The organism is Aquitalea pelogenes, from assembly GCF_001515305.1.
Classification (GTDB): Bacteria; Pseudomonadota; Gammaproteobacteria; order Burkholderiales; family Chromobacteriaceae; genus Aquitalea; species Aquitalea pelogenes.
This window is the reverse complement of record NZ_LNQV01000019.1, coordinates 1-20,762: the sequence shown is the minus strand read 5'-3', so window position 1 is coordinate 20,762 and position 20,762 is coordinate 1. Positions and strand designations below refer to the sequence as shown.

The following is a 20,762-nucleotide window of genomic DNA, read 5'->3' as shown; positions in this document are numbered from 1 at the left end:
GTTTTTCCCTTCGGCTGGCCACATTGCGCCGGATTGCATGGGCACCCGTATCAGGGCGTTGTGCTCGATGATGCATAGCTGAAGAATGCATCCACCGGCAGTGGTTTGCTGTAGTAGTAGCCTTGGCCAATGTCGCAGCCGGCCTGACTCAGAAAGGCTGCCACTTCCTCGCTTTCTATTCCCTCTGCCACGACGGTAAGCCCCAGGTTATGCGCCAGTTGTATGGTGGATTTCACAATGGCGATGCAGCTTTTCTCCGTTGTCAGGTTGGTGACGAAACTCTGGTCTATCTTCAGTTCGTTCACCCGCAGGTCCTTCAGGTAGGAGAGCGACGAATAACCAGTCCCGAAGTCGTCAATTGATTGCCGGAAGCCCATCCTGTGCAATTGATCCACCGTCATCATGAATTGGTCTGGCGAGTCGGAAAACGAGCATTCGGTAATCTCCAGCACAATGTTTTCAGCAGGTATTGCATGAAAGGCCAGCAAGTGGCGCAGGTCTGAAATCAGCTCGGGGTCGGCCAGGTTGCGTGCCGACAGATTGACTGAAAAGTGCAGGTTCATGCCTGCTTGCCACCATTGTGCCGTTTGGCGGAAAAATTCGGACAGCAGCCATTTGGTAAATGGCTTGATCAGGCCTGAACTTTCGGCAACCGGAATGAACTCGGCCGGGGAAATATACTGCCCGCTACCGGTACGCCAGCGCGCCAGTGCTTCTGCTCCCACCAGCCTGCCGGTTTTCAGGTCGATTTGCGGCTGGAAATGCAGGCTGAGCTCCTGCGTGCTCAGTGCATGGCGTAGCTGACCAAACAAAAGGTTACGCCGGACAAATTGCTGGTTCAGCTCCTCGTTGTAAATGGATATGTCCAGCTTGTTGGCACGGCCATGCAGCATGGCCTGCTCTGCCTTGAGCCACAGCTCGGCAGGGGTTTGTGCATGCTGGGGGTAGAGTGCAATGCCGATGGTGTTTTCAATGTGGATGGGGTAGTTGTCCACCTGATAACTCAGCGAGATATCAGACACCGCTTCGGCCAGCTTGCAAGGCTGGGTATTTTGCAAATCGGCCTGGTAGAAAAAACCGAACTCGTCGCGGCGCAGCGTCCCAGGCAGCCTATCTTGCCGTAGCGGTCCTGCAGCGAACGGGCAATGGACTCCATCAGCAAGTCTCCGCCCCTCTCCCCCAGGATATTGGATATTTCAAACAGCCGCTCCAGTCGCAGGTCAATCACCACAATGGCTTCCTGAGCCGGATTGCACTGTGCGATGGCCTCCTCCAGCAGTACGTTCAGCCGGTTGCGGTTGGGCAAGCCCGTGACTTCATCATGCTGGGCCAGAAACTGCAGCTGATCCAGATAGGCGCGTGCGCGTGCGGTATTGGTTTCCACCTTGTCGTGCAGCATTTCTTCAAAGCGGGCCCGTACCAGATTGAATGCCGCGGCCATGGTGGAATAAAACAGCAAGGCCGGAATCATCTGGCCCACATAAGCATCCGGGTATTGCCAGGCATGCGGCAGATTGCCAAGCAGCTTTACCGCCAGCCAGCATACGGCCACCCAGGCCAGGCAATACAGCCAGCCAAGGCGTTGTCCCTTGATGAAAAATGCCAGGAATGGATAGGTGAATACCCACAGTACGCCACTGCCTTCCAGCCCCCCGTATACGATGAGTGCGCTGGAAATGAAAATGCCGTACCACAGGATGAGTGATTCCGCCCAGCGAATGGCCCGCTCGATATTCAGCAATAAAAACGCGGGCAGCAAGAACAGGACGGCGACGATGATCTCGGCTTGTGCCAGTTCTTCAAAGTGAAACTGGTAATAATTGACCAGCGCAAACACCAGGGTGACGGGTAAAGCCAGTGCAATGGCGATGACCGCCTGCTTGCGCCTTTCTTCCAAAGTGCTTACCGCTTGTACATTCAATCCCAGCAGTGAGCACACCGTACGTAGCACTGCATCGTAAGTGATGAGCGCTCTGGCAGTTTTGGTCATGATTTCCCCGATCGCATCGACCAAGCACGCTAACAGCGCCAGACAATCCTCATGAACTTCCCTGCCTTGGCTGTTTTGTATATGTCAGGTGGAGTGATGGAGTTGCGGGCAAACAGGACCTTGAAAAGAGCGTGACGTTGCAGTTGCAAACCAATCAACCCATGTACACTTTTATAGCAAAAATAGACAAACTCGGAGCAGCTGAAACGATGAAATGTCTTGCCATCATCAAATTGAAAGTCATATGCGCTACCGATACGGCTTAGTGCAGCATGCCGTGCTGCACTCACCACATCGGCCACATTCACCGCCAAATGCTGCTGCAATTGCTGGTTTATAGCCGACTCAGGTTCGCTCAATGCTGCCATTCCGGGCAGGGATTTTGCCAGGCTGCCACTCTCTTTCTGTAACGGGCCTTGCAAACGGATAACGCACAGATAATCGCAGCGGGTGAAGGTCAGGATGTCTTCCACAAAGACGCCGCGCGACATCGAGTGAATCACCATCTGCCGTCCGGTCTGGAAGTAGGCCGGGTCATGCCTGACAGCTTCTTTTTCTGCCTCGCTGGCTTCCGTCCAGCCTGCATTGCCGCTGGCTACCTTGAGTTCACTGGCGGCAAGTTTGCGGTCGGCCTCGGTCAGTTCACCCACGTACAAGGCGGCATGGGAATAATACTGCGCGTCATTTCCGCTATTGCCCGCCATATTGATGAAAGCGCCATCAATGAAATGGTCAAAACCCCTGAGCAGGATATCGCCCGGTTGCAATGGCAGGCCATCCTGCCCGCCATCAAGCAGACTGCGAATGGCACGTGCATCAATTTTGTAACCGCCCGGATCCTCCTGCACGCAGTAAGCCATGCTGATTGGCCCGCTACGGAAGCTTGCGTATTTCAATGTCCCTATCCAGTTGATGAGGCGGTCTATCAGGAAATTACCCAAGCCTTTCCAGCCGCCATATTGCGGATTGCCCCAGTAGGTGGGGCGGGAGGGGGGCAGGGCTACGCCAAACAGATTGAGCACAAACAGCAGGGTGATGGCCGAGGACAGGAAAATGGCGCGGTAAGCGGGCGGCAGCAGCCATGCCAGTAACACAAGCAATGGGCTGAACAGGGTGGTAATCATCATGAAGCGCAACAGCAGGTAGGCGGGGCGCGCCAATATGGCCAGCAACAGCAACAAAAACTTGTCGATGATTTTCATGTGCTTTCATCCCCCTCCGGCCGTTAATCAAGGCGCAGCATGCTGGTGTGCACCACGCGGGTGTCGGTGTCGATCTGGCGGTAACGCAGGCGGTCGCAATCATCATCGGTAGCGGTGGACGATCCGCCATCAAACGCCTGCGGGATGCCGTATTTCTGACTTTCCGAACTGCAATCAAGCCCGTAATGCATGTGACCGAACAGCAGTAATTGCACCCGGTCCTGAATGATCTTGCACAAGGAGTACGCATCCTTGAGCCGGCGGAAACTGCGGGTGACGCCAGCCAGCAGGTGAATGGCCAGATGCCCGTCTCCGACATCCGGTGCGACGCTGTAGCCGTAGTAAAACGGGTGGTGATGCAAGCACAGGATGATGCGCTTGTCCCTGATGTCGGGCTGGTCCAGCAAGGTGTTGAGTGCCGCCAGCTGGCTGCTGCCCAGATGGCCTTCGGCAAACCAGCGCTGGTACCACACCAGTTCTGCGGCGTTGGAATCCAGCAGGATCAGCACATGCGCAGCATCAAGGTGATGCACCACCGGAAAGCTGGCGGGCTGATCGTGGAAAATCCACTGGTGATAATCATGGAGAAAAGCATGCGCCGCCTGGTTGTTGATGGCCATTGCATTGCCATAGTCGTGATTGCCGGGGCAGAGATACACCCGATAGCCGGCGGCGGACAAGCGGGCCAATTGCTGGCAACCCACTGCGCGGTTTTCGGCACTGGCGCTATCGATCACATCACCGGTATGAATCAGCAGGCATTCCTGCGGGGGGAGTGGGGGCGCGGTGACAAGCTGGTCCACCAGGCGGGAGAAGCGGAGTGCATTATCATTTTTGCCCAGATGCGTATCGCTGATATGGATTAATTTCACAGTCCTGTACCTGACCGGCTTACGTCTCCGGCTGAAACCCACCTGTTTGATCTGGAAAAGTCACCTGCTTCACTTATAAGCAGCTGACAAAGCTACTTCAAGGCGAATCTCGGTGCGACCAGCCCTGTCTGTTTTGCCGCAGCGACTGCAAGTTCTCATCGTCATCATCCGGGCACTCATGTATAAAACAGCAAGCCCTGCGCAATGACCGGCACTTTCCCTGCCGGTCATTTACAGATGGGGCAGGACCAGTCAGAAGCATGTCCAACAATAACAAACCGAAAAGGAAGTTGGAGGATGACAATCAAGCTGAAAATCACGCTGCTACTATCCATTGCCTTGCTGGCACTGCTGGTGGTCAGCGCAGTAGGGCTGTGGCAACTGAGTGCGGCACAGTCCCGTTTCGAGTACATCAGCAGCAATACCTTTCCCAGTCTGAAAGCCTTGCAAAGTGCGCAAGTCGCCATGTACGACATGCGGACCTCGCTGCGCAACCATGTATCCCATGTGCAGCAGGACAAGAAGCAGGAAGACGAAAAGGCCATCGAAAGCAAGCGCCTGCAGTTTGACAAGGCTGTCGGCCAATATGAGACCGAACTGGCGGTGGATGACACCGACCGGCAGATGGTGAAGCAGGCCAAGGCCGACATGGCGCAATACCGTACTGCCATGGACGAGTTTTTCAACAACTCCCGGTCCAATTACATGTCGGTGGCCACGGCCATGCTGGAGAGCGGCACGCTGTATCAGTTGTCCGGCAAGCTGGAAGCGGACCTGAACAAGCTGATCAACTACAACTACCAGCTGGGCAACCGCCAGAACGAAGCCAACCATTCGGCCTATGCCATGGCCAAGTGGTTGCAGATGTCGCTGGCCCTGGCGGCCTTGTTGCTGACCGCCATTGGCGGCTGGTGGCTGATCCGGGCCATTACCCGCTCCTTGACCGACATGCAGCACACCATGGAACTGCTCAGCCGGCAGCGGGATTTCAAACTGCGGGTGCGCAACGACAGCCGGGATGAACTGGGTCGCACCGCCAAGGCATTCAATTCGCTGCTGGACAGCCTGCAACAGAACCTGCAACAGCTGCAGCATGGTGCCCAGGATGTGATGGCATCGTCGCACCAGATGAACGAGGCAGCCGATACCATCTTCCAGGCGGCATCTGCACAGAGCGAATCCTCTGCGGCAGTGGCAGCCACCATCGAGCAGATGACGGTGAGCGTCAATCATGTGGCCGAGCGTGCCGACGAAGCGCAGCGCCTGTCGCAGACATCCAGCCAGCAAGCCGAAGCGGGCTCGGTCACCATCAGCCAGACCATCAGCGATATTCGCGATATTTCAACCGCCATTGCCAGTGCCGGGCAGGCATTGCGTGGTCTGAATGCGCAGAGTCAGCAAATCATGTCGGTGGTGCAGGTGATACGCGATGTGGCAGACCAGACCAATCTGCTGGCGCTCAATGCCGCCATTGAAGCGGCGCGGGCCGGGGAAATGGGACGCGGCTTTGCCGTGGTGGCCGACGAAGTGCGCAAGCTGGCTGAGCGTACTGCCAGCTCCACCCAGGAAATTTCAGCCAGCCTGCAGGCCATGCAGCAGGCTTCAGCAGCGGTGGTGGCGCAGATGAACAATGCCGAGCAGCTGGTGGAGGGTGGGGTCAGCCGGGCGGATGAAGCAGACCGGGCCATCCTCAGCATTGGCGAAGCGGCTGCCGGAACCACCGGCATGGTGGCTGACATCTCCATGGCCATCAAGGAGCAAGGCGCAGCCAGCAACAGCATTGCCCGGCAGGTGGAGCGCATTGCCCAGATGTCGGAGCAGGCCAATGCGGTGGCAGCGCAAACGGCGGGTCATGCCAGGTCACTGCGCAGTCAGGCCGAGCAGCAGATGAACATCATCAGCCAGTACCAGCTTTAGTCCGCATAACAACAGGCCATGTCACCGGGCGTGGCCTGTTCATTTACCCCGGTATTCCACCCGTTCCAGCATTTCTTCCACTGCGCGTTGCAGCGCATGGGCGCTGCCATCGGCACCGGGCAGGTCGGCAAAGTCGGTCCATTCGCCATAGCGCAGCTGCCAGCCATGGAAGTTGGCCTCATCCATGCGCAGGATGAACTCCGGCACTGAAAACACCTTGCCATCCGCAGTGCTGAGTTGACGATAGACAATGCTGCTGCTGTCCTGGACAAACATGATGTGTTCTTTCACTGATGGCAAATACGCGGCCTACCATACCCCAGTACAGAACGTCCCGCCAACAAGCCTGGCGGCTGACATGGCGCGGCAAAGCATAAACCCTGCCACTAAAATGGGGGTAGGGGGAGAAACATGCCAATGGTAAGATTGCTTGCATTTTTTAACACGCCCAGCAGGCCGCGCAGCCTGACTGTGCCACGCATGCCATTCCGAGACACCATCCAATGAAACGTCTTTTGCAGTCGCGCTCCGAACTGGCACAGGTCATGCTGCTGTTCCGGCAGGCTTTTTATCAGCTGGCTGGTTTCAGTGCAGTCATCAATCTGCTGATGCTGCTGCCTTCCATCTACATGCTGCAGATTTACGACCGGGTACTGCACAGCCGTAATGAAACCACACTGCTGATGCTGACCCTGATGGTGGTGGGCCTGTACGGGCTGATGTCGGTGCTGGAGATGGTGCGCTCCTCGGTGCTGATTCGCGTGGGTAACCGGCTGGACATGCAGCTTAACTTCCGCGTGTTCACCGCGGCCTTCGAACGCAATCTGCGCCGCAGCAACGGCAATGCCAGCCAGGCGCTGCACGACCTCACCACGCTGCGCCAGTTTCTCACCGGCAATGGCCTGTTTGCTTTTTTCGATGCGCCCTGGGCACCGATTTATCTGGTGGTGACCTTCATGTTCCACTGGATACTGGGTTTGTTCGTGCTGGCAGGCATGCTGATCCTGTGTGCGCTGGCATGGCTGACCGAGCTATCCACGCGCAAACCGCTGGGTGAAGCCAATCAGGCGGCCATTGCCGCCAGTAACTATGCCAACAACAATCTGCGCAATGCCGAGGTGATTGAGGCCATGGGCATGCTGCCGGCGCTGCGCGAGCGCTGGTTTCTGCTGCAAAGCCGGGTGCTGGAAAAGCAGACGGAAGCCTCGGACCGTGCCGCCCGCATCGGTGCGGTTTCCAAGCTGATCCGGCTGGCCTTGCAATCGCTGGTGCTGGCGGTGGGCGCGGTGCTGGCCATCCAGAATGAAATTTCTCCCGGCATGATGATTGCCGGTTCCATCCTGATGGGCCGCGCCTTGCAGCCGGTGGAAATGGCCATCGCCACCTGGAAGCAGCTGATATCGGCACGTGCGGCTTACCAGCGGCTGGATGACTTGCTGACCGAATATCCGGCCCGTATCAGCGGCATGAGCCTGCCGCGCCCGCAGGGCAATGTACAGGTGGAAGGCCTGGTGGCGGCTGCGCCCGGTAGCGCCTTGCCCATCCTGAAAAACATCAGCTTTGCCATGCAGCATGCAGACGTAGTGGGCATTGTCGGCCCCAGTGCCGCGGGCAAATCCACGCTGGCGCGCCTGCTGGTGGGCATCTGGCCGGCGCAGTCGGGCAAGGTGCGGCTGGACGGAGCGGATGTGTTCCAGTGGAGCAAGGACGAACTGGGCCCCCATGTCGGCTATCTGCCGCAGGATATCGAGTTGTTTGAAGGCAGCATTGCCGAAAACATTGCCCGTTTTGGCAAGGTGGACTCGGCGCTGGTGATTGAAGCCGCCACCCGCGCCGGGGTGCACGAAATGATTCTGCGCTTCCCGCAAGGCTACGATACCCGTCTGGGCGATGGCGGCAACATGCTGTCCGGTGGCCAGAAGCAGCGCATTGGTCTGGCGCGTGCCATCTATGCCAGCCCGGCCTTTGTGGTGCTGGACGAACCCAACTCCAATCTGGATGACGTGGGCGAGCAAGCCCTGATCCATACCGTGATGGACCTCAAGGCTCGCGGTTGCACCGTGGTGCTGATTACCCATCGCACCAGCATCCTCAATGCCGTGGACAAGCTGCTTGTGATGCGCGACGGTCAGCTGCATCTGTTCGGCCCGCGCGACCAGGTGCTGTATGCCCTGAACCAGGCCACCCAGCAGGCCTTGCAACAACAAGCCGCCATGCAGCAGCAGGCAGGCAAGAATCCGGATGAAAGCGTGGCATGAATCTGTTCCGCAAACTGACTGCATTGCGCCGGGATCAGGCTACGCCTGCTGCCCCGTCTGCGATTGAACCCTTTGGCCGGGTGGATACCGACGACAAACGCGTGGGGCGCTGGGGACTGAAAGTGTTGTTGATCGGTTTCGGAGGCTTTGTGCTGTGGGCGGCACTGGCTCCGCTGGACGAGGGCGTGACCGCCAACGGCAGCGTGATCGTCGCCAGCAACCGTCAGACCGTGCAGCACCTGACTGGTGGCAGCGTGGAAAAACTGCTGGTGAACGAAGGCGATGTGGTGCGCAAAGGCCAGGCCCTGCTGACACTGAACGATACCGAAGTGCGGGCGCAGATGGGCAGCATCCTGGCGCAGTTCATCACCGCCCGTGCCATTGAAGACCGCTTGCTGGCCGAGCGCGAGGGCAGTGCCAGCCTGCGCTTTTCTGCCGAGCTGGATCAGCTGGGTCAGGAACTGCCGGGCAATGAAACCCGCGTGCAGCAGGCCAAGCAGCTGCAAACCCAGTTGTTTCATACCCGGCGCGACGGCCTGCGTGACGAACTGCAGGCGCAAGATGAAAACATCAAGGGCCTGCAGGAACAATTACGCGGCCTGCAAGGCATGAAGGCCGCCCGTGCCGAACAAAGCAAATGGCAGGACAAGGAACTGGAAGGCATTCGCGACCTGGCAGCCGGTGGCTATGTGCCCAAGAACCGCCTGTACCAGCTGGAGCGTGGCGCGGCGGAAATCCGTGGCCAGTTGGCTGACACCATCTCCAGCATTGGCCGGGTGCAGGACGGCATTGCCGAAACCCGGTTGCGCCACTGCGCGCAAGCAGGATTACCAGAAAGAAGTGGAGTCGCAGCTTACCGACATCCAGAAAGAAACCGCCACCCTGCGAGACCGACTGGCTGCCCAGCGCTATGTGCTGCGCAACAGCACCATCCGCGCGCCGCTGGCAGGCCGGGTGCTGGGCTTGAAAATCCATACCGTCGGCGGTGTGGTACAGGCGGGACAGCCATTGATGGAAGTGGTGCCCGAGAACCAGCCCCTGCTGATTGAAGCCATGGTGGATCCGGCCATGAGTGCCAAGGTACGCCCCGGCCTGCCGGTGGATGTCAGCTTTCCGGCGCTCAACCAGCAAACCACCCCGGTGATTCCCGGCGAGGTGGCCACCTTCTCGGCCGACCGCTTGCTGGATGCCAAAACCGGCATGCCCTACTACCTGGCACAAGTGAAGGTGACCCCGGCCGGCATGCGCTTGCTGGGAGATCAGCAGGTCAAGCCCGGCATGCCGGCCAGCATTGTCATCAAGAGTGGCGAGCGCACCATGCTGCGTTATCTGCTCAAGCCGGTGCTCGATCGCATGAATCTGGCCTTCAAGGAAAGCTGATGACCGACCGTCCGCTGTTTCGCCCGGCGCTGCTGGCTGCGGCCTGTCTGTTGGCGATGCCTGCCCTGTCTGCGGGCTATGGCTTGCTGGAAGGCCTGCAACTGGCCCGCGCCTACGATGCGCAATATCAGGCGGCTACCGCCGAACGCGAAGCCGGCGAAGCCAATGGCCCGATGGGCCGCGCGCAATTGCTGCCCACCGTCAATGCCAGCTTTAACCGCAGCAAGGTCACCGGCAGCGATACCGCACCGGATTTTACCGGTGCCATCTCCACCTCGCCGCTCAATTACATGAGTCAGGACGCCGCCATCCAGCTGCGTCAGCCATTGTTCAACCTGCAACGCTGGGCGCTGTACCAGCAGGGCCTGGCGCGGGTGGACTACAGCCACGCGCTGTTTGCCCGCAAGGAAAACGAGCTGGTGTTGCGCTATCTGTCGGCCTATCTGGGAGTGTTGCTGTCACAGAAAAACCTGGCGCTGAGCGAAGCCAAGCTGCATGCGCTGCAAGCCGCACGTACCCAGGCACAGAAGCTGTTTGATCAGGGCGATGGCACGGTGACCGACATTCATGATGCAGAAGCCCGCATGGCCATGGCCGAGGCGGAATTGCTGGAAGCGCGCAGCATGCAGCAGATTGCCGAACGTACCTTGCAAACCACCACCGGCCAGCGCAGCAGCGAACTGGCCGAACCACAGGAAGACATCGGCCGCTATCTGGGACCGGAGGGCGAGCTGGCACAGTGGCGCGACAAGGCCCTGGCCAGCAGCCCGGACATTCAGGCGGCACAACAGAACCTGCGCATTGCCGAACAAGAGGTCAAACGTAGCCGCGCCGGCAATTATCCGACGCTGGATCTGGTCGCCAGCAAGGACCGTTCCAGTGCCAGTTCGGTCTCCACCATCAACCAGCGCATCAGCCAGAACGTGATTGGCGTGGAGGTGAGCCTGCCGCTGTTCAACGGTGGCTACAATAGCGCCCAGCTGGCGCAGAGCGCGGCACAGTATCGACAGGCGCAGGCGGAACTGGACAATGCCCGCGCCCAGGTGGAGCTGGAAGTCAGCCGGCAGTATTACGGCGTGAGCACCGGCGCGCGCAAGGTGGCCTCGCTGCAAAAAGCAGTGTTCTCCAGCGCCGAGACGGTAAAGGCCAGCAAGCTTGGTCTGGTGGCCGGGGTGAAGACGCTGACCGACATCCTCAATAGCGAGGAACAGCTGTATCAGGCGCGGCGTGATTTGCTGCTGGCCCAGTACAACCAGCTGGTGAGCTGGATTGCACTGCGTGCGGCCAGCGGTGCCATCGAGCAGACGGACCTGGCCTTGCTGGACCGCCACTTCCTGCAGGGCAAGCCGCAGCCCGCACCCTGACGGCAGGGCCGGGACCAAAACAAAACGCCTGCTATCCAGGGACAGCAGGCCGTTTTTGTTGCTGACCGGCTCAAGCTGCGTGCAAATCAGTTGGTGCCAGTTGCTGTACGCCAACCAGCGAGATGGTGGGCGCTGCCTCACCAACCACTCCATGGGTGGCGGCCACGGCACCCAGCGTCAGCGAGAAGGTTTCGCTGGCGGACAGGCCTGCCGTATCGGTGGCTTTCACCGTGATGATGGCCGATTCAGTCTGGTGGCCCAGGGTGGCGGTAAAGCTGTCGTTCTGGGCGTTGAAGGTGATCCAGCTCGGCAATGCCTGGCCGTTGGACTGACTGGCACCGTAGGTCAGGGACAAGCCTTGCGGATCGGTAAACGTTCCTTGCGGTACGCTGATATTCAGCGTGCCATTGGCATTGAAACCGACCATCAGGGGCAGCGGGTTCACCACCGGTGCCTTCAGTGCCGTGGCGATATCGTTGATGGAGAAGGTTTCCGAGGTGGACAAGCCTGCGCTGTCGGTCGCGGTCAGCTTGACCGAGAAACTACCTGCCGTGGTGGGCGCGGTGCCGGAGAAGGTTTCGGTCTGGGCATTGAAGTTCAGCCAGCTGGGCAAAGCCTGACCATTGGCCAGCGCAGCCTTGTAGGTGAGCGCCAAGCCTTGCGGGTCGATAAAGGTGGTGGACGGCAGGGTAAAGCTGAAGGCCTTGCCGGCACTGATGGTTTGCGTGGCCGTTTGCTGGTTCAGTGTCGGGGCAGCATAACCATCATTCAGGGTGAAAGTTTCCGAAGTGGACAAACCGGCCTGGTTGCTGGCGGTCACTTGCAGCGACAGCGAAGTAGTGGCGGTGGGGGCGGTGCCGCTGAAGGTTTGGGTCTGGGCGTTGAAGCTGAGCCAGGACGGCAGTGCAGCCCCGCTGGCCAGCTTGGCGGTATAGCTCAGCGTTTCGCCTTGCGGATCGGTAAAGGTGCCGGCCGGCAGTGCAATGCTGAAGGAGTGGCCCGGGGTCACCAGTTGGGTGGCGGTGGCCTTGTTCAGCGTCGGCGCGTAGGCCGTATCGTTGATGGTGAATGTTTCCGAGGCAGACAGGCCGGAAGTGTCCGTTACCTTCACCATTACCTGGGTGCTGCTGCTGGTGAGCGGTGTGGTGCCGGACAGGGTGTTGGTGCTGGCGTTGTAAGTCATCCACGACGGCAGCGCCTGGCCATTGGCCAGTGTCACCTTGTAGCTCAGTGCCTGGTTTTGCGGGTCGGTAAATACATTCGCCAGCGATACCGAGAAGGCATGGTTGGCGGCAATTGTCTGATCAGCAGTCTGGGCGGTGATGACCGGTGCTTTCGGGGTGACGGGGACCGAGCCGCCGGCATTGTCCACGGTGATGGTATCGCCAGCGGCCAGCAGGGTGGACAGGCTGACTTCAAAGGTGGTGTTCCAGTACTGGCCGGTTTGGCTGCCCCACGGGTTACGAATCTGCAGATAGCCGTTGGCCGCATCAATGCCGTAAACCGACATGGCATGGCCGGCCACCAGTTGCACCTTGCCTGCGGCGTCGTAGCTCCAGGTGTAGGACGACAGCACTACATCATCACCGGCAGCCAGATGGGTTTTGAGCGAGCTCAATACCGTAGCATTGCTCAGGCCGCTTTGCGAGCCGGTACCGGACAAGGAAGAATTGTAAGTACGGCACAGCCAGCTGGTGCCGCTGCCGCTGTAGTCGGTGATTTGCGAAGCACCGGTGATGGACTCCAGTGCATATTCCGGCAGGCCGCCGTTGCCGATGGCGGTAAAGCTGTTGCCGGTATAGCTGTTACCGGTGGTGACATTGATGGCCTGCAACTGGGCGTAGGCTTTTTCCAGCAAGGTGGCCCACATATTGGGGCCGGAGTTGCAACCGGTTTGCAGCACATTGTTGACGGTAACGTATTCAGTCGCGCCCTTGACGTGGAATGCCACACCGTAACTGCCATTACCGTTGTCGGTAATCATGTTCCGGATGATGCCGGAATTCTTCATCGCCACTTCGGCAATGGACGACAGGAAGTAGCAGTCACCCAGTTTGCCCTGATTGATGTCGCTGGCCAGCGGGCCGCTGCTGCCAAACAGGGGAGCCGTGCTGGTGGCGTAGGTAATCTTGGAAGTGGAGCCGCTGACGGTGACGGTTGAGGTGGGCAGGTCAGTGCCTTGCAGCCATTTGCCGTTCAGATTGCTCAGTTGGGCCGCGCTGGAGCCGACCGCCAGATTGCCCAGCGAACTGGAACTGGCCGCGCCACCGGTCCAGCTGCTGTTGGCAGCATTGCCGTTTACCAGCGCATTCAGGGTGTACTGGGAATAGGACGACGCCGTTTCACCCACATTCAGGTTGGTGACAATGGTTTTCAGGTCGTTGAACTGGCTGGTGGACAGCGTGCTCTTGCTGCTGGTCAGTTCGGCAGCCAGGTCGGTCACCATCTTGGCGAGACCCGCTTCAGTCACGTTACCGGACATGGCGTTCATGTCGGCTTTCAGGGCGACATCGGTCAGCGTGGCAATCCAGCTGGGGGCGGTGGTGCTGCCGGTCTTTACCGTGGTGGTGCTGGTCGTGGTGGAGGTGGCCAGGGCGGCAGTGGATGCCGTGGTTGTGGTGCTTACGCTTGCTGCACTGACAAAGGGCAGCGCCGAACGCAGCATGGCGCCTTGCAGGGGGACGGCAACATCGTGCAACACGTTGTTGGCAAAGCCCGTCAATATCGTGTCGGCAGTCTGCGAGCCGGAGGTATTGTCCAGCGGGTTGTTCGACTGACGAGAGAGGGTATTGGAGGCGCTCATGTGCTTTCCTTCAGTAGTATCCGACAAACCCAAAGGTACACATGCAGCCACGCATCGCGTGGCGGGCAACTGGCTGACATGGGGGCAAGGCCTCCGGTAGTCCCTTTAGTTTTGCGTCACCGGCTTTCACCGGCTTTGCCTGTAATGATCGGATTCTAGAGGGGATTTTTCTTTATTTACAATTGTTAATTTGTGGATTGTCGCTGTTAAACCACATATTTTATAGGGTTGTTTATGAATGCTATCAGGCCATGAGTAATACAAGGCTGCCAATACACAACCCCCGCCTCCCTGACTCGCACCGACGTCACTGAAACAGCGCTGAAGTCAGACAAAAACAAACCCCGGTATCCGCGTGTCCTTGAGTTCAACACGTGAATCCGGGGTCTTGATTCTGGATATATAGCTGTCGGTCAGGTGCGCCTGCATGGTTCGCTCCGGGGTGACAACCGGGGTCGAACGCTACAGGCAAACACCTAAAACAGCTTATTCCTTGCTGGAAGCATCCTCGCCAGCGGCAGCGACATCGCGTGCCTGCTGCTGGGCAGCACTACGGGCGTCGTAGTAGTCCTTGTTGGCCAGATAGTGCTGACGGCGGGCTTCCTTGGCAGCGGCTTTTTCCGCCAGTTCCGCCTGTTTGCGGGCTTCTGCCTCGGCTTCCTGCTGCTTGCGGGCCTGACGCTTGGCTTCGCGGATGGCTTCTTCCGCCGCTTCCATGTCAGCCACTTCCTTCAGGCTCTTGGCCGGGCCGGTTTTTTCGAACCAGGCGACGGACTCGACGTGGGCGGTGTGCGGGAACATGTTAATGATGCCTGCCGCCTTGAGGGTGTAGCCCTTGGTGTGCACCAGTACGCCAGCGTCGCGTGCCAGCGTGGCCGGGTTACAGGACACATAGACAATGCGCTGCGGCGCGGTGTCGTCGGTCATGGCCTTGAGCAGCTGGATGGCGCCGTCGCGTGGCGGGTCGACCAGCATCTTGTCGAATTTGCCCAGCGCGGCAAAGCTTTCCGGCGTGACTTCAAACAGGTTGGCCATTTCATAGCTCACCTTGTCCTGCAGGCCGTTGTGGGTGGCGTTTTCCACAGCACGCTTCACCAGTGCCTGGCTGCCTTCCATGCCGTGCACGGTGGCACCGGAGCGGGCAATGGGCAGGGTGAAGTTGCCGATGCCGCAGAACATGTCGGCAATGCGCTCGCCCGGCTGCGGGTCGAGGAAGCCAAGCGCACGCGATACCATCACCGCGTTGATTTGCGGGTTCACCTGGGTGAATTCGGTGGGGTAGTACGGCATTTCCACGCTGTATTGCGGCAGGCTGTAGGTCAGGCGCGGTGCATCCAGCGGATAGATGGGGTAGCAGGTGTCCGGGCCGCCGGGTTGCAGCCAGATCTGTACCGGACGATCGGGCTGGCGATGGGTGTCGGCAAACTGTTGCAGCAGCTTTTCATCGGCGGCATTGATGGCATCCATATTGCGGAATACCAGAATGTCCACCTTGTCGCCCACCGCTACTTCCACTTGCGGCATGCGGCTGTTGATCGACAGTCTGGCGATCATCTCGCGCAGCGGCATGATCATGTCGGAGATGTTTTTCGGCAGAATATGGCATTCACGCATTTCTGCGATATAGCTGGAATGCTTTTCGTGGAAGCCCACCAGCACGCCGCCTTTCTTCGGCACCATGCGGGCCGACAGGCGCGCACGGTGACGGTAATGCCAGGTGGGGCCGGCAATCGGGGTGAGAATACGCTCAGCCTTAACCTTGCCGATGAATTTGAGGTTGTCTTCCAGTACGCGCTGCTTGATGGCCACCTGGGCGGTGAATTCCACATGCTGCATCGAGCAGCCGCCACAGGTCCCGAAGTGCGGGCAACGCGGCGTGGTGCGCATGAAGCTTTCCTTCAGCACGCTGGTGGTGTCGGCGTTTTCGTACGTGGGTTTTTTGCGGTATGCGCTGTATATTACCTTTTCATAAGGTAATGCACCGTCGATGAAAATGGTCTTGCCGTCGACGTGGGCGACCCCGCGGCCTTCGTGGTCAAGGGATTCGACCAGAGCAATGGTCTGTTGCTGAGTCATTGTATTGATGTGGGAAATCAGGCGTAAAACCGGGATTTTCTCAAAATATGCGCTGCTGCGCAGGGGTTTTTGCCGGGGCGGGAATTTGCTGATTTCTGTTATCATGTTTTTCGTGAAAAACCATGGGTCTGGTGCGCAATGAAGTTGTCGCTTTCCTTTCTTGTTCCTGCTGCTGTCTGGGTGTCCTCCTCTGCGTCGATCATGGCTGCCAGCATGCCCGAGCCTGATATCCAGCTGAGTCAGGCCGGTCAGCATCTGGTGGTGAATCTGCCGCAGGCCCGCCTGTTTTTTTATCAGGACGGCCAGTTGCAAAGGATTTACCCGGTGGCGGTCGGCAAGATGCTGACCCAGACCCCGATTGGCAGCTATGCCATTACCGGGGTGTACCGTGATCCCAGCTGGCATGTGCCCAAATCCATTCAGGAAGAGCAGAAGAACCAGGGCAAGCCGGTGCTCACCGTGGTGCCGCCGGGGCCGGATAATCCGCTGGGCCCGGTGTTCATCCGCTTTGGCGAGGCTCGTCTGGGGCTGGGTTTTCACGGTACCAATGCGCCGGCTTCCGTTCCCGGTTTTCGCAGCCATGGCTGCATCCGTCTGAAGAACCCGGATGCTCTCAGCCTGGCCGATGCCGTGCAAAAGGGCGCGGCGGTCACCATTGCCTATCAGACGGTATTGCTGAATCAGGACCCGGCCGGCGATTTGTGGCTCACCGCCTATAAAAACCATTACAAGCAGGATGACCCGTCCTTCCCCCATCTGGCCGACAGCCTGCTGGAGTGGCAACGCACCCACGGCGTTGCCGTGGTGGGGCGTCGGGTAGACCAGGCCTTGAAAGAGCGCAGCGGCAAGCCGGTGTGCCTCACCTGCAAGCACCAGCCCGGTGTGCCGGGTGAACTGGCCGCCGTGCGCTGGCTATCCCTGCCGCCCAAGGAGGGCATGCCAGTGGAGCAGCAGGCCGAGCCGCAGAATGTGACGAATCCGCAGTCCTATAATTCAGCCGGTAACAAGCTCAAGCCTGTGAAAAAGCCCGCCGTGGTGCTGTAAGCAGGGCTGGGCAGTCAGGGTTACAGGCCGACGCAAGTCGGCTTGTTGCCTGTTGCGCGGCAGGCTTGCATTTTTGCCATGCGGCCCTATATTAGCCCCTTCCCTTGCAAGCAGGCGCATCCGGCAATGACAACCATTGTGGCAGTAAGAAAAGGCGGGCAGATTGCCATTGCCGCCGACAGCCAGACCACCTTTGGTGACGACCAGAAACTACTGGCCAACTACGACTGTTTCCATAACAAGATTTTCCAGCATGCAGACAGCTATCTTGCCATTTCCGGTTCTGCCGCCCATGACCTGGTGCTGCAAGGTGCGCTGAAGGAACTGAAGAAAAAGGATTTCTCCAGCCGCAAAGGCATTTTCGATACCTTTCGCAAGCTGCATCCCAAATTGAAAGACGGGTTTTACCTGCGTCCGGAAGAGGACGAGGAAGACCCTTATGAATCCAGCCAGATGATGGTGGTGATTGCCAATCCCCACGGTATTTTCGGTGTTTACCCCATGCGCGAGATCTACCAGTTTTCGCGTTTCTGGGCGATAGGCTCGGGTCGCAAATTCGCCATGGGTGCGATGTTTGCCGCTTACGAGCAGGATTTGACCGCACGTGAAATTGCCGAGCTGGGCGTACGTGCCGGTTGTGAATTCGACGTCAATTCCTGCTTGCCGATGACCGTCTATACCGTAGAAGTGGCAGAGGACACCGCCAAGGAATAAACATGAGCCAACACGATACTTTGCAACGATTCCTGTTTGATGGCGCACCGGTGCGCGGCGCACTGGTCCGTCTGGATGGCGCCTGGCAACAGGTGCTGGCCCGCCGTGCCTATCCCGCACCGCTCAAGAACATTCTGGGCCAGATGATGGCAGCTGCGCAGCTGATGTCGGCCAACCTGAAATTTGACGGTGCCCTCATCCTGCAATTGCATGGCAGCGGCCCGCTGCGCCTGGCCGTGGTGGAGTGCAACCATGACCGCACGGTGCGCGCTACTGCCAAGTGGGATGGCGACCTGCCCGAAGCTCCCATTCTGGATTTGCTGGGTGGTGCCGGACAGTTTGTCATCACGCTCGAACCCAAGCTGGACAAGTCGCAAACCTGGCAAGGCATTGTAGCGCTGGAAGGCGACAGCATCGGCCAGATGCTGGAAAACTACATGCTGCGTTCCGAGCAGCTGGATACCCGCCTGGTACTGGCCAGCAATGACAGCACTGCAGCCGGCATGCTGCTGCAACGCCTGCCCGACGGCCATGGCGAGCCGGAAGGCTGGGACCGCGTCCGCATTCTGGGTGGCACACTGCAAGCCGACGAGTTGCTGACCCTGCCGGCAGCCGACATCCTGCACCGCCTGTTCCATGAAGAAACCGTGCGGGTGTTCGAACCCGAAGCCGTCAGCTTTTCCTGCAATTGCAGCCGCGAGCGCGTGGGCAATATGCTGAAGATGCTGGGCGGTCAGGAGGTGGGTGAGGTGCTGGTGGAGCAGGGCAGTGTGGAAATTGTCTGCGACTACTGCAACCAGCATTATGTGTTTGACGAAGAGGACGCCAACGAGCTGTTCGATTACGACCTGGTTGCCGCCGTACGCGAAGCGCGCCATTAAGTTGAGCACAGGCCGACTACACTTGCCTCTACGCATGAAAGCCGCCATATTTGGCGGCTTTTTGCATTCTGCATGGCATTTTCCACAAGCAGCGGATGAAGGCTGTTTAAGGAAATGGTAGATTTGATCACAAATGTACTGATATGCTAAACAGGCATGATGCAACAAACCTGTACCGAAGGAGTTGGGAAACAATGAAAAAAATGATTATCGGTGGCCTGCTGGCCGCCACTGCACTGGCAGCTCAGGCCGGCGCACCGGTCGTAAACATCTATAACTGGTCTGACTACATTGCACCGACCACCGTACCGGATTTCAGCAAGAAAACCGGCATCAAGGTGCGTTACGACGTTTACGACAGCATGGAAACGCTGAATGCCAAGCTGGTGACCGGTCACTCCGGCTACGACATCACCGTACCGTCCAACAATGTGCTGGAAGTAGGCATCAAGGGTGGTCTGTTCCAGCCGCTGGACAAGAGCAAGATCCCCAATTACAAGAACCTGGACCCGGCCCTGCTCAAGCTGATGGAAGCATCCGACCCGGGCAACAAGTTTGCCGTACCTTACTTCTGGGGTGTGATTACCCTGGGTATCAACGAAGACAAGGTGAAGAAGGCCCTGGGCGGCAAGCTGCCGGCCAATGAATGGGACCTGCTGTTCAAGCCGGAATATGTTTCCAAGCTGAAGTCTTGTGGTGTCAGCGTGCTGGACTCGGCATCGGATGTGCTGCCCAAGGTGCTGCACTACTACGGCAAGCAGCCGGGCAGCAACAACGAGGCTGACTACAAGGCTGTATCACCACAGCTGGCTGCCATTCGTGCCAGCATCACCCAGTTCTCCTCCTCCGGCTACATCAACGACGTTGCCAATGGTGACGTATGTCTGGCCATGGGTTACGGTGGCGACCTGAATATCGCCAAGCGTCGTGCCGAAGAAGCCAAGCGTGGCGTCAACATCAAGGTACTGATGCCGTCGACCGGTGTTGCCTTCTGGGTGGACAGCATGACCATTCCGAAGGATGCCGCCAATGTTGCCAACGCACTGGCCTTCATCAACTACACGCTGGACCCGCATGTTGCTGCAGCCAATGCCAACAAGGTGACCTATGCACCGGGTAGCCTGGCTGCACGTCCTTTCATCGACAAGAAGTATCTGGCTGACCGCAGCATTTTCCCGACGGCTGACGATGTGAAGAAGGGCTTCATCATGAAGTCGGTAGACCCGAAAACCCTGCGCATCTATTCCCGCCTGTGGCAGAACTTCAAGCTGGGCCGTGCCGGCTGAGCCTGATTGCCTGACAGCAAACCAAAGCCCCCGTTCGGGGGCTTTTTGTTTGGTCATCCAGCCGCAATCGCTAGAGCGCTTCCACCAAGTCCAGCGAGCAGCCGCGCGCCAGCCATTCCAGCCAGGCGTCCCCCAGGCGCTGGCTTTCGGCACAGGCGGTGCGCCACTGCTGCTGCCGCAGCTTGTCCTGGCCGCGAAAGCGCTTGAAGTCGCTGCGGTCCGGCAGCTTGCCGCCAGGCAGTCGCGCCAGATAGTCGGCGGAAGGGCAAAGCAGCAGGGTATTGCCATGGTTGGCCGGCTGGTGTTGACGCCAGGGAAGGAATTTGTCGAACCAGCCCGGCACGATGCGCGGGCCGAAATGCGGATACAGCGTGATGTCATCCTGACTGGCAAAGGGCAGGTCCAGGTGGTAATCCAGCAAGCCGCCATCCCGGTATACGCCAGCTTGCGCGCCCGGCAGGCTTACCCCGTGCAATACCCCCGGTATGGCCACGCTGCCCATCAGCGCGGCAGCCAGATTATGTTCACCCAGCGCAAGCAAACGGGTGGGCAGGCCATCGTGCGGAACAAAATGCAGACTGCTGCGGGCATCGTGGCAAATCACCCGGCTGAAACAGTGGCGCAGCAAGCTGCGGCGAAGGCCGTTGAGCGTGGCGCCAAAGGCCAGGCCGGGCAGTAGCAAGGCCGGTGCCTCATGCCTTAACAAACCGTGCGATGCCACCAGCAGCAAGGACAAACGGTAATGCGGGTGGTGCAGGATGGCTTGCAGGCCGTCCGGGCCGAGGATGTCCTGCAGCATCTGCCGGGTTTGTGCGGTAATGCCGGCCATGTCGACATCGTCGGCATAGCATTCCGCGGTATAGCGTTCGGCCAGCCGGGCCAGGGCTTGTTGCGGCTTTGCCTGCATGGCACAGGCAAAGCGCCAGCTGCCGATGGATGCCCCCACCAGCTCGCGCGGGCGCGGGCTGTCGGCCA

The 20,762-nt window shown here is 58.9% G+C and carries 17 protein-coding genes and 1 riboswitch; of the genes, 9 read left to right on the top strand and 8 right to left on the bottom strand.

Annotated elements, in window-relative coordinates; all coding sequences use genetic code 11:
• Positions 1 to 50 precede the first annotated feature (50 nt).
• Genes AWT75_RS10010 through AWT75_RS09995 form a run of 4 tightly spaced genes read right to left on the bottom strand, consistent with a single transcriptional unit; the run spans position 51 to position 4,064 of the window.
• Positions 51 to 1,058 carry a putative bifunctional diguanylate cyclase/phosphodiesterase gene (locus AWT75_RS10010; protein WP_153013290.1) on the bottom strand — a complete coding sequence of 336 codons (1,008 nt, stop codon included), beginning with the start codon at positions 1,056 to 1,058 and terminating at the stop codon, positions 51 to 53.
• The gene (locus AWT75_RS10005; protein WP_153013289.1) at positions 1,004 to 1,990 is read right to left on the bottom strand and encodes a GGDEF domain-containing protein; all 987 of its coding nucleotides are present in this window, start codon (positions 1,988 to 1,990) and stop codon (positions 1,004 to 1,006) included. The genes AWT75_RS10010 and AWT75_RS10005 overlap by 55 nt, the downstream gene beginning before the upstream one ends.
• A 29-nt stretch (positions 1,991 to 2,019) precedes the next feature.
• Complete coding sequence (locus AWT75_RS10000) at positions 2,020 to 3,192, bottom strand: C40 family peptidase (RefSeq protein WP_062789051.1); 1,173 nt, start codon at positions 3,190 to 3,192, stop codon at positions 2,020 to 2,022.
• A gap of 23 nt (positions 3,193 to 3,215) precedes the next feature.
• Positions 3,216 to 4,064 carry a metallophosphoesterase family protein gene (locus AWT75_RS09995; RefSeq protein WP_062789050.1) on the bottom strand — a complete coding sequence of 283 codons (849 nt, stop codon included), beginning with the start codon at positions 4,062 to 4,064 and terminating at the stop codon, positions 3,216 to 3,218.
• A 297-nt stretch (positions 4,065 to 4,361) separates the two neighbouring features.
• Here AWT75_RS09995 and AWT75_RS09990 point away from each other — a divergent pair, with 297 nt between their 5' ends.
• A complete protein-coding gene (locus AWT75_RS09990; RefSeq protein ID WP_052694076.1) occupies positions 4,362 to 5,981 on the top strand; it encodes a methyl-accepting chemotaxis protein in 1,620 nt (539 codons plus the stop codon).
• Between the two features lie 39 nt (positions 5,982 to 6,020).
• Here AWT75_RS09990 and AWT75_RS09985 read toward each other — a convergent pair whose 3' ends face one another.
• Positions 6,021 to 6,257, bottom strand: coding sequence for a hypothetical protein (locus AWT75_RS09985; protein WP_131354919.1), 237 nt, complete (start codon positions 6,255 to 6,257; stop codon positions 6,021 to 6,023).
• A 227-nt stretch (positions 6,258 to 6,484) separates the two neighbouring features.
• On the opposite strand from AWT75_RS09985, the gene AWT75_RS09980 reads away from it, so the two are divergent.
• From AWT75_RS09980 to AWT75_RS09970, 4 genes are read left to right on the top strand one after another with little or no spacing between them, the layout of a single operon-like run.
• A complete protein-coding gene (locus AWT75_RS09980) occupies positions 6,485 to 8,239 on the top strand; it encodes a type I secretion system permease/ATPase (RefSeq protein WP_082696042.1) in 1,755 nt (584 codons plus the stop codon).
• The gene (locus AWT75_RS09975) at positions 8,236 to 9,288 is read left to right on the top strand and encodes a putative HlyD family type I secretion protein (RefSeq protein WP_204376923.1); all 1,053 of its coding nucleotides are present in this window, start codon (positions 8,236 to 8,238) and stop codon (positions 9,286 to 9,288) included. The genes AWT75_RS09980 and AWT75_RS09975 overlap by 4 nt, the downstream gene beginning before the upstream one ends.
• Positions 9,251 to 9,619 carry a beta-barrel domain-containing protein gene (locus AWT75_RS22140; RefSeq protein WP_476726750.1) on the top strand — a complete coding sequence of 123 codons (369 nt, stop codon included), beginning with the start codon at positions 9,251 to 9,253 and terminating at the stop codon, positions 9,617 to 9,619. The genes AWT75_RS09975 and AWT75_RS22140 overlap by 38 nt, the downstream gene beginning before the upstream one ends.
• On the top strand, positions 9,619 to 10,983 hold the full coding sequence (locus AWT75_RS09970; RefSeq protein ID WP_062789048.1) for a TolC family outer membrane protein: 1,365 nt from the start codon (positions 9,619 to 9,621) through the stop codon (positions 10,981 to 10,983). Before AWT75_RS22140 ends, AWT75_RS09970 begins: the two co-directional genes overlap by 1 nt.
• A gap of 70 nt (positions 10,984 to 11,053) precedes the next feature.
• Here the strand turns inward: AWT75_RS09970 and AWT75_RS09965 are convergent, their stop codons facing one another.
• Positions 11,054 to 13,786: a putative Ig domain-containing protein gene (locus tag AWT75_RS09965; RefSeq protein WP_062789047.1), complete on the bottom strand. Its 2,733-nt coding sequence runs from the start codon at positions 13,784 to 13,786 to the stop codon at positions 11,054 to 11,056.
• Between the two features lie 61 nt (positions 13,787 to 13,847).
• Positions 13,848 to 13,936: riboswitch (cyclic di-GMP riboswitch) on the bottom strand.
• A gap of 336 nt (positions 13,937 to 14,272) precedes the next feature.
• Positions 14,273 to 15,862 (bottom strand): 23S rRNA (uracil(1939)-C(5))-methyltransferase RlmD, encoded by a 1,590-nt coding sequence (rlmD, locus tag AWT75_RS09960; RefSeq protein WP_062789084.1) that lies wholly within the window; start codon positions 15,860 to 15,862, stop codon positions 14,273 to 14,275.
• 213 nt (positions 15,863 to 16,075) lie between these two features.
• Here rlmD and AWT75_RS09955 point away from each other — a divergent pair, with 213 nt between their 5' ends.
• The 4 genes from AWT75_RS09955 to AWT75_RS09940 all read left to right on the top strand — a co-directional run bounded on the left by AWT75_RS09955 (position 16,076) and on the right by AWT75_RS09940 (position 19,787).
• Entirely contained in the window at positions 16,076 to 16,906 is an 831-nt protein-coding gene (locus tag AWT75_RS09955) for a L,D-transpeptidase (RefSeq protein WP_239689536.1), read from the top strand.
• 126 nt (positions 16,907 to 17,032) lie between these two features.
• On the top strand, positions 17,033 to 17,620 hold the full coding sequence (locus AWT75_RS09950) for an Ntn hydrolase family protein (RefSeq protein WP_062789046.1): 588 nt from the start codon (positions 17,033 to 17,035) through the stop codon (positions 17,618 to 17,620).
• A 2-nt stretch (positions 17,621 to 17,622) separates the two neighbouring features.
• Complete coding sequence (hslO, locus tag AWT75_RS09945; protein ID WP_045847158.1) at positions 17,623 to 18,501, top strand: Hsp33 family molecular chaperone HslO; 879 nt, start codon at positions 17,623 to 17,625, stop codon at positions 18,499 to 18,501.
• A 194-nt stretch (positions 18,502 to 18,695) separates the two neighbouring features.
• Complete coding sequence (locus AWT75_RS09940; protein ID WP_045847159.1) at positions 18,696 to 19,787, top strand: polyamine ABC transporter substrate-binding protein; 1,092 nt, start codon at positions 18,696 to 18,698, stop codon at positions 19,785 to 19,787.
• Positions 19,788 to 19,857: 70 nt separating this feature from the next.
• Here the strand turns inward: AWT75_RS09940 and AWT75_RS21675 are convergent.
• Positions 19,858 to 20,762: hypothetical protein (locus AWT75_RS21675; RefSeq protein ID WP_062789045.1), on the bottom strand; the 905-nt coding region annotated here is incomplete at its 5' end.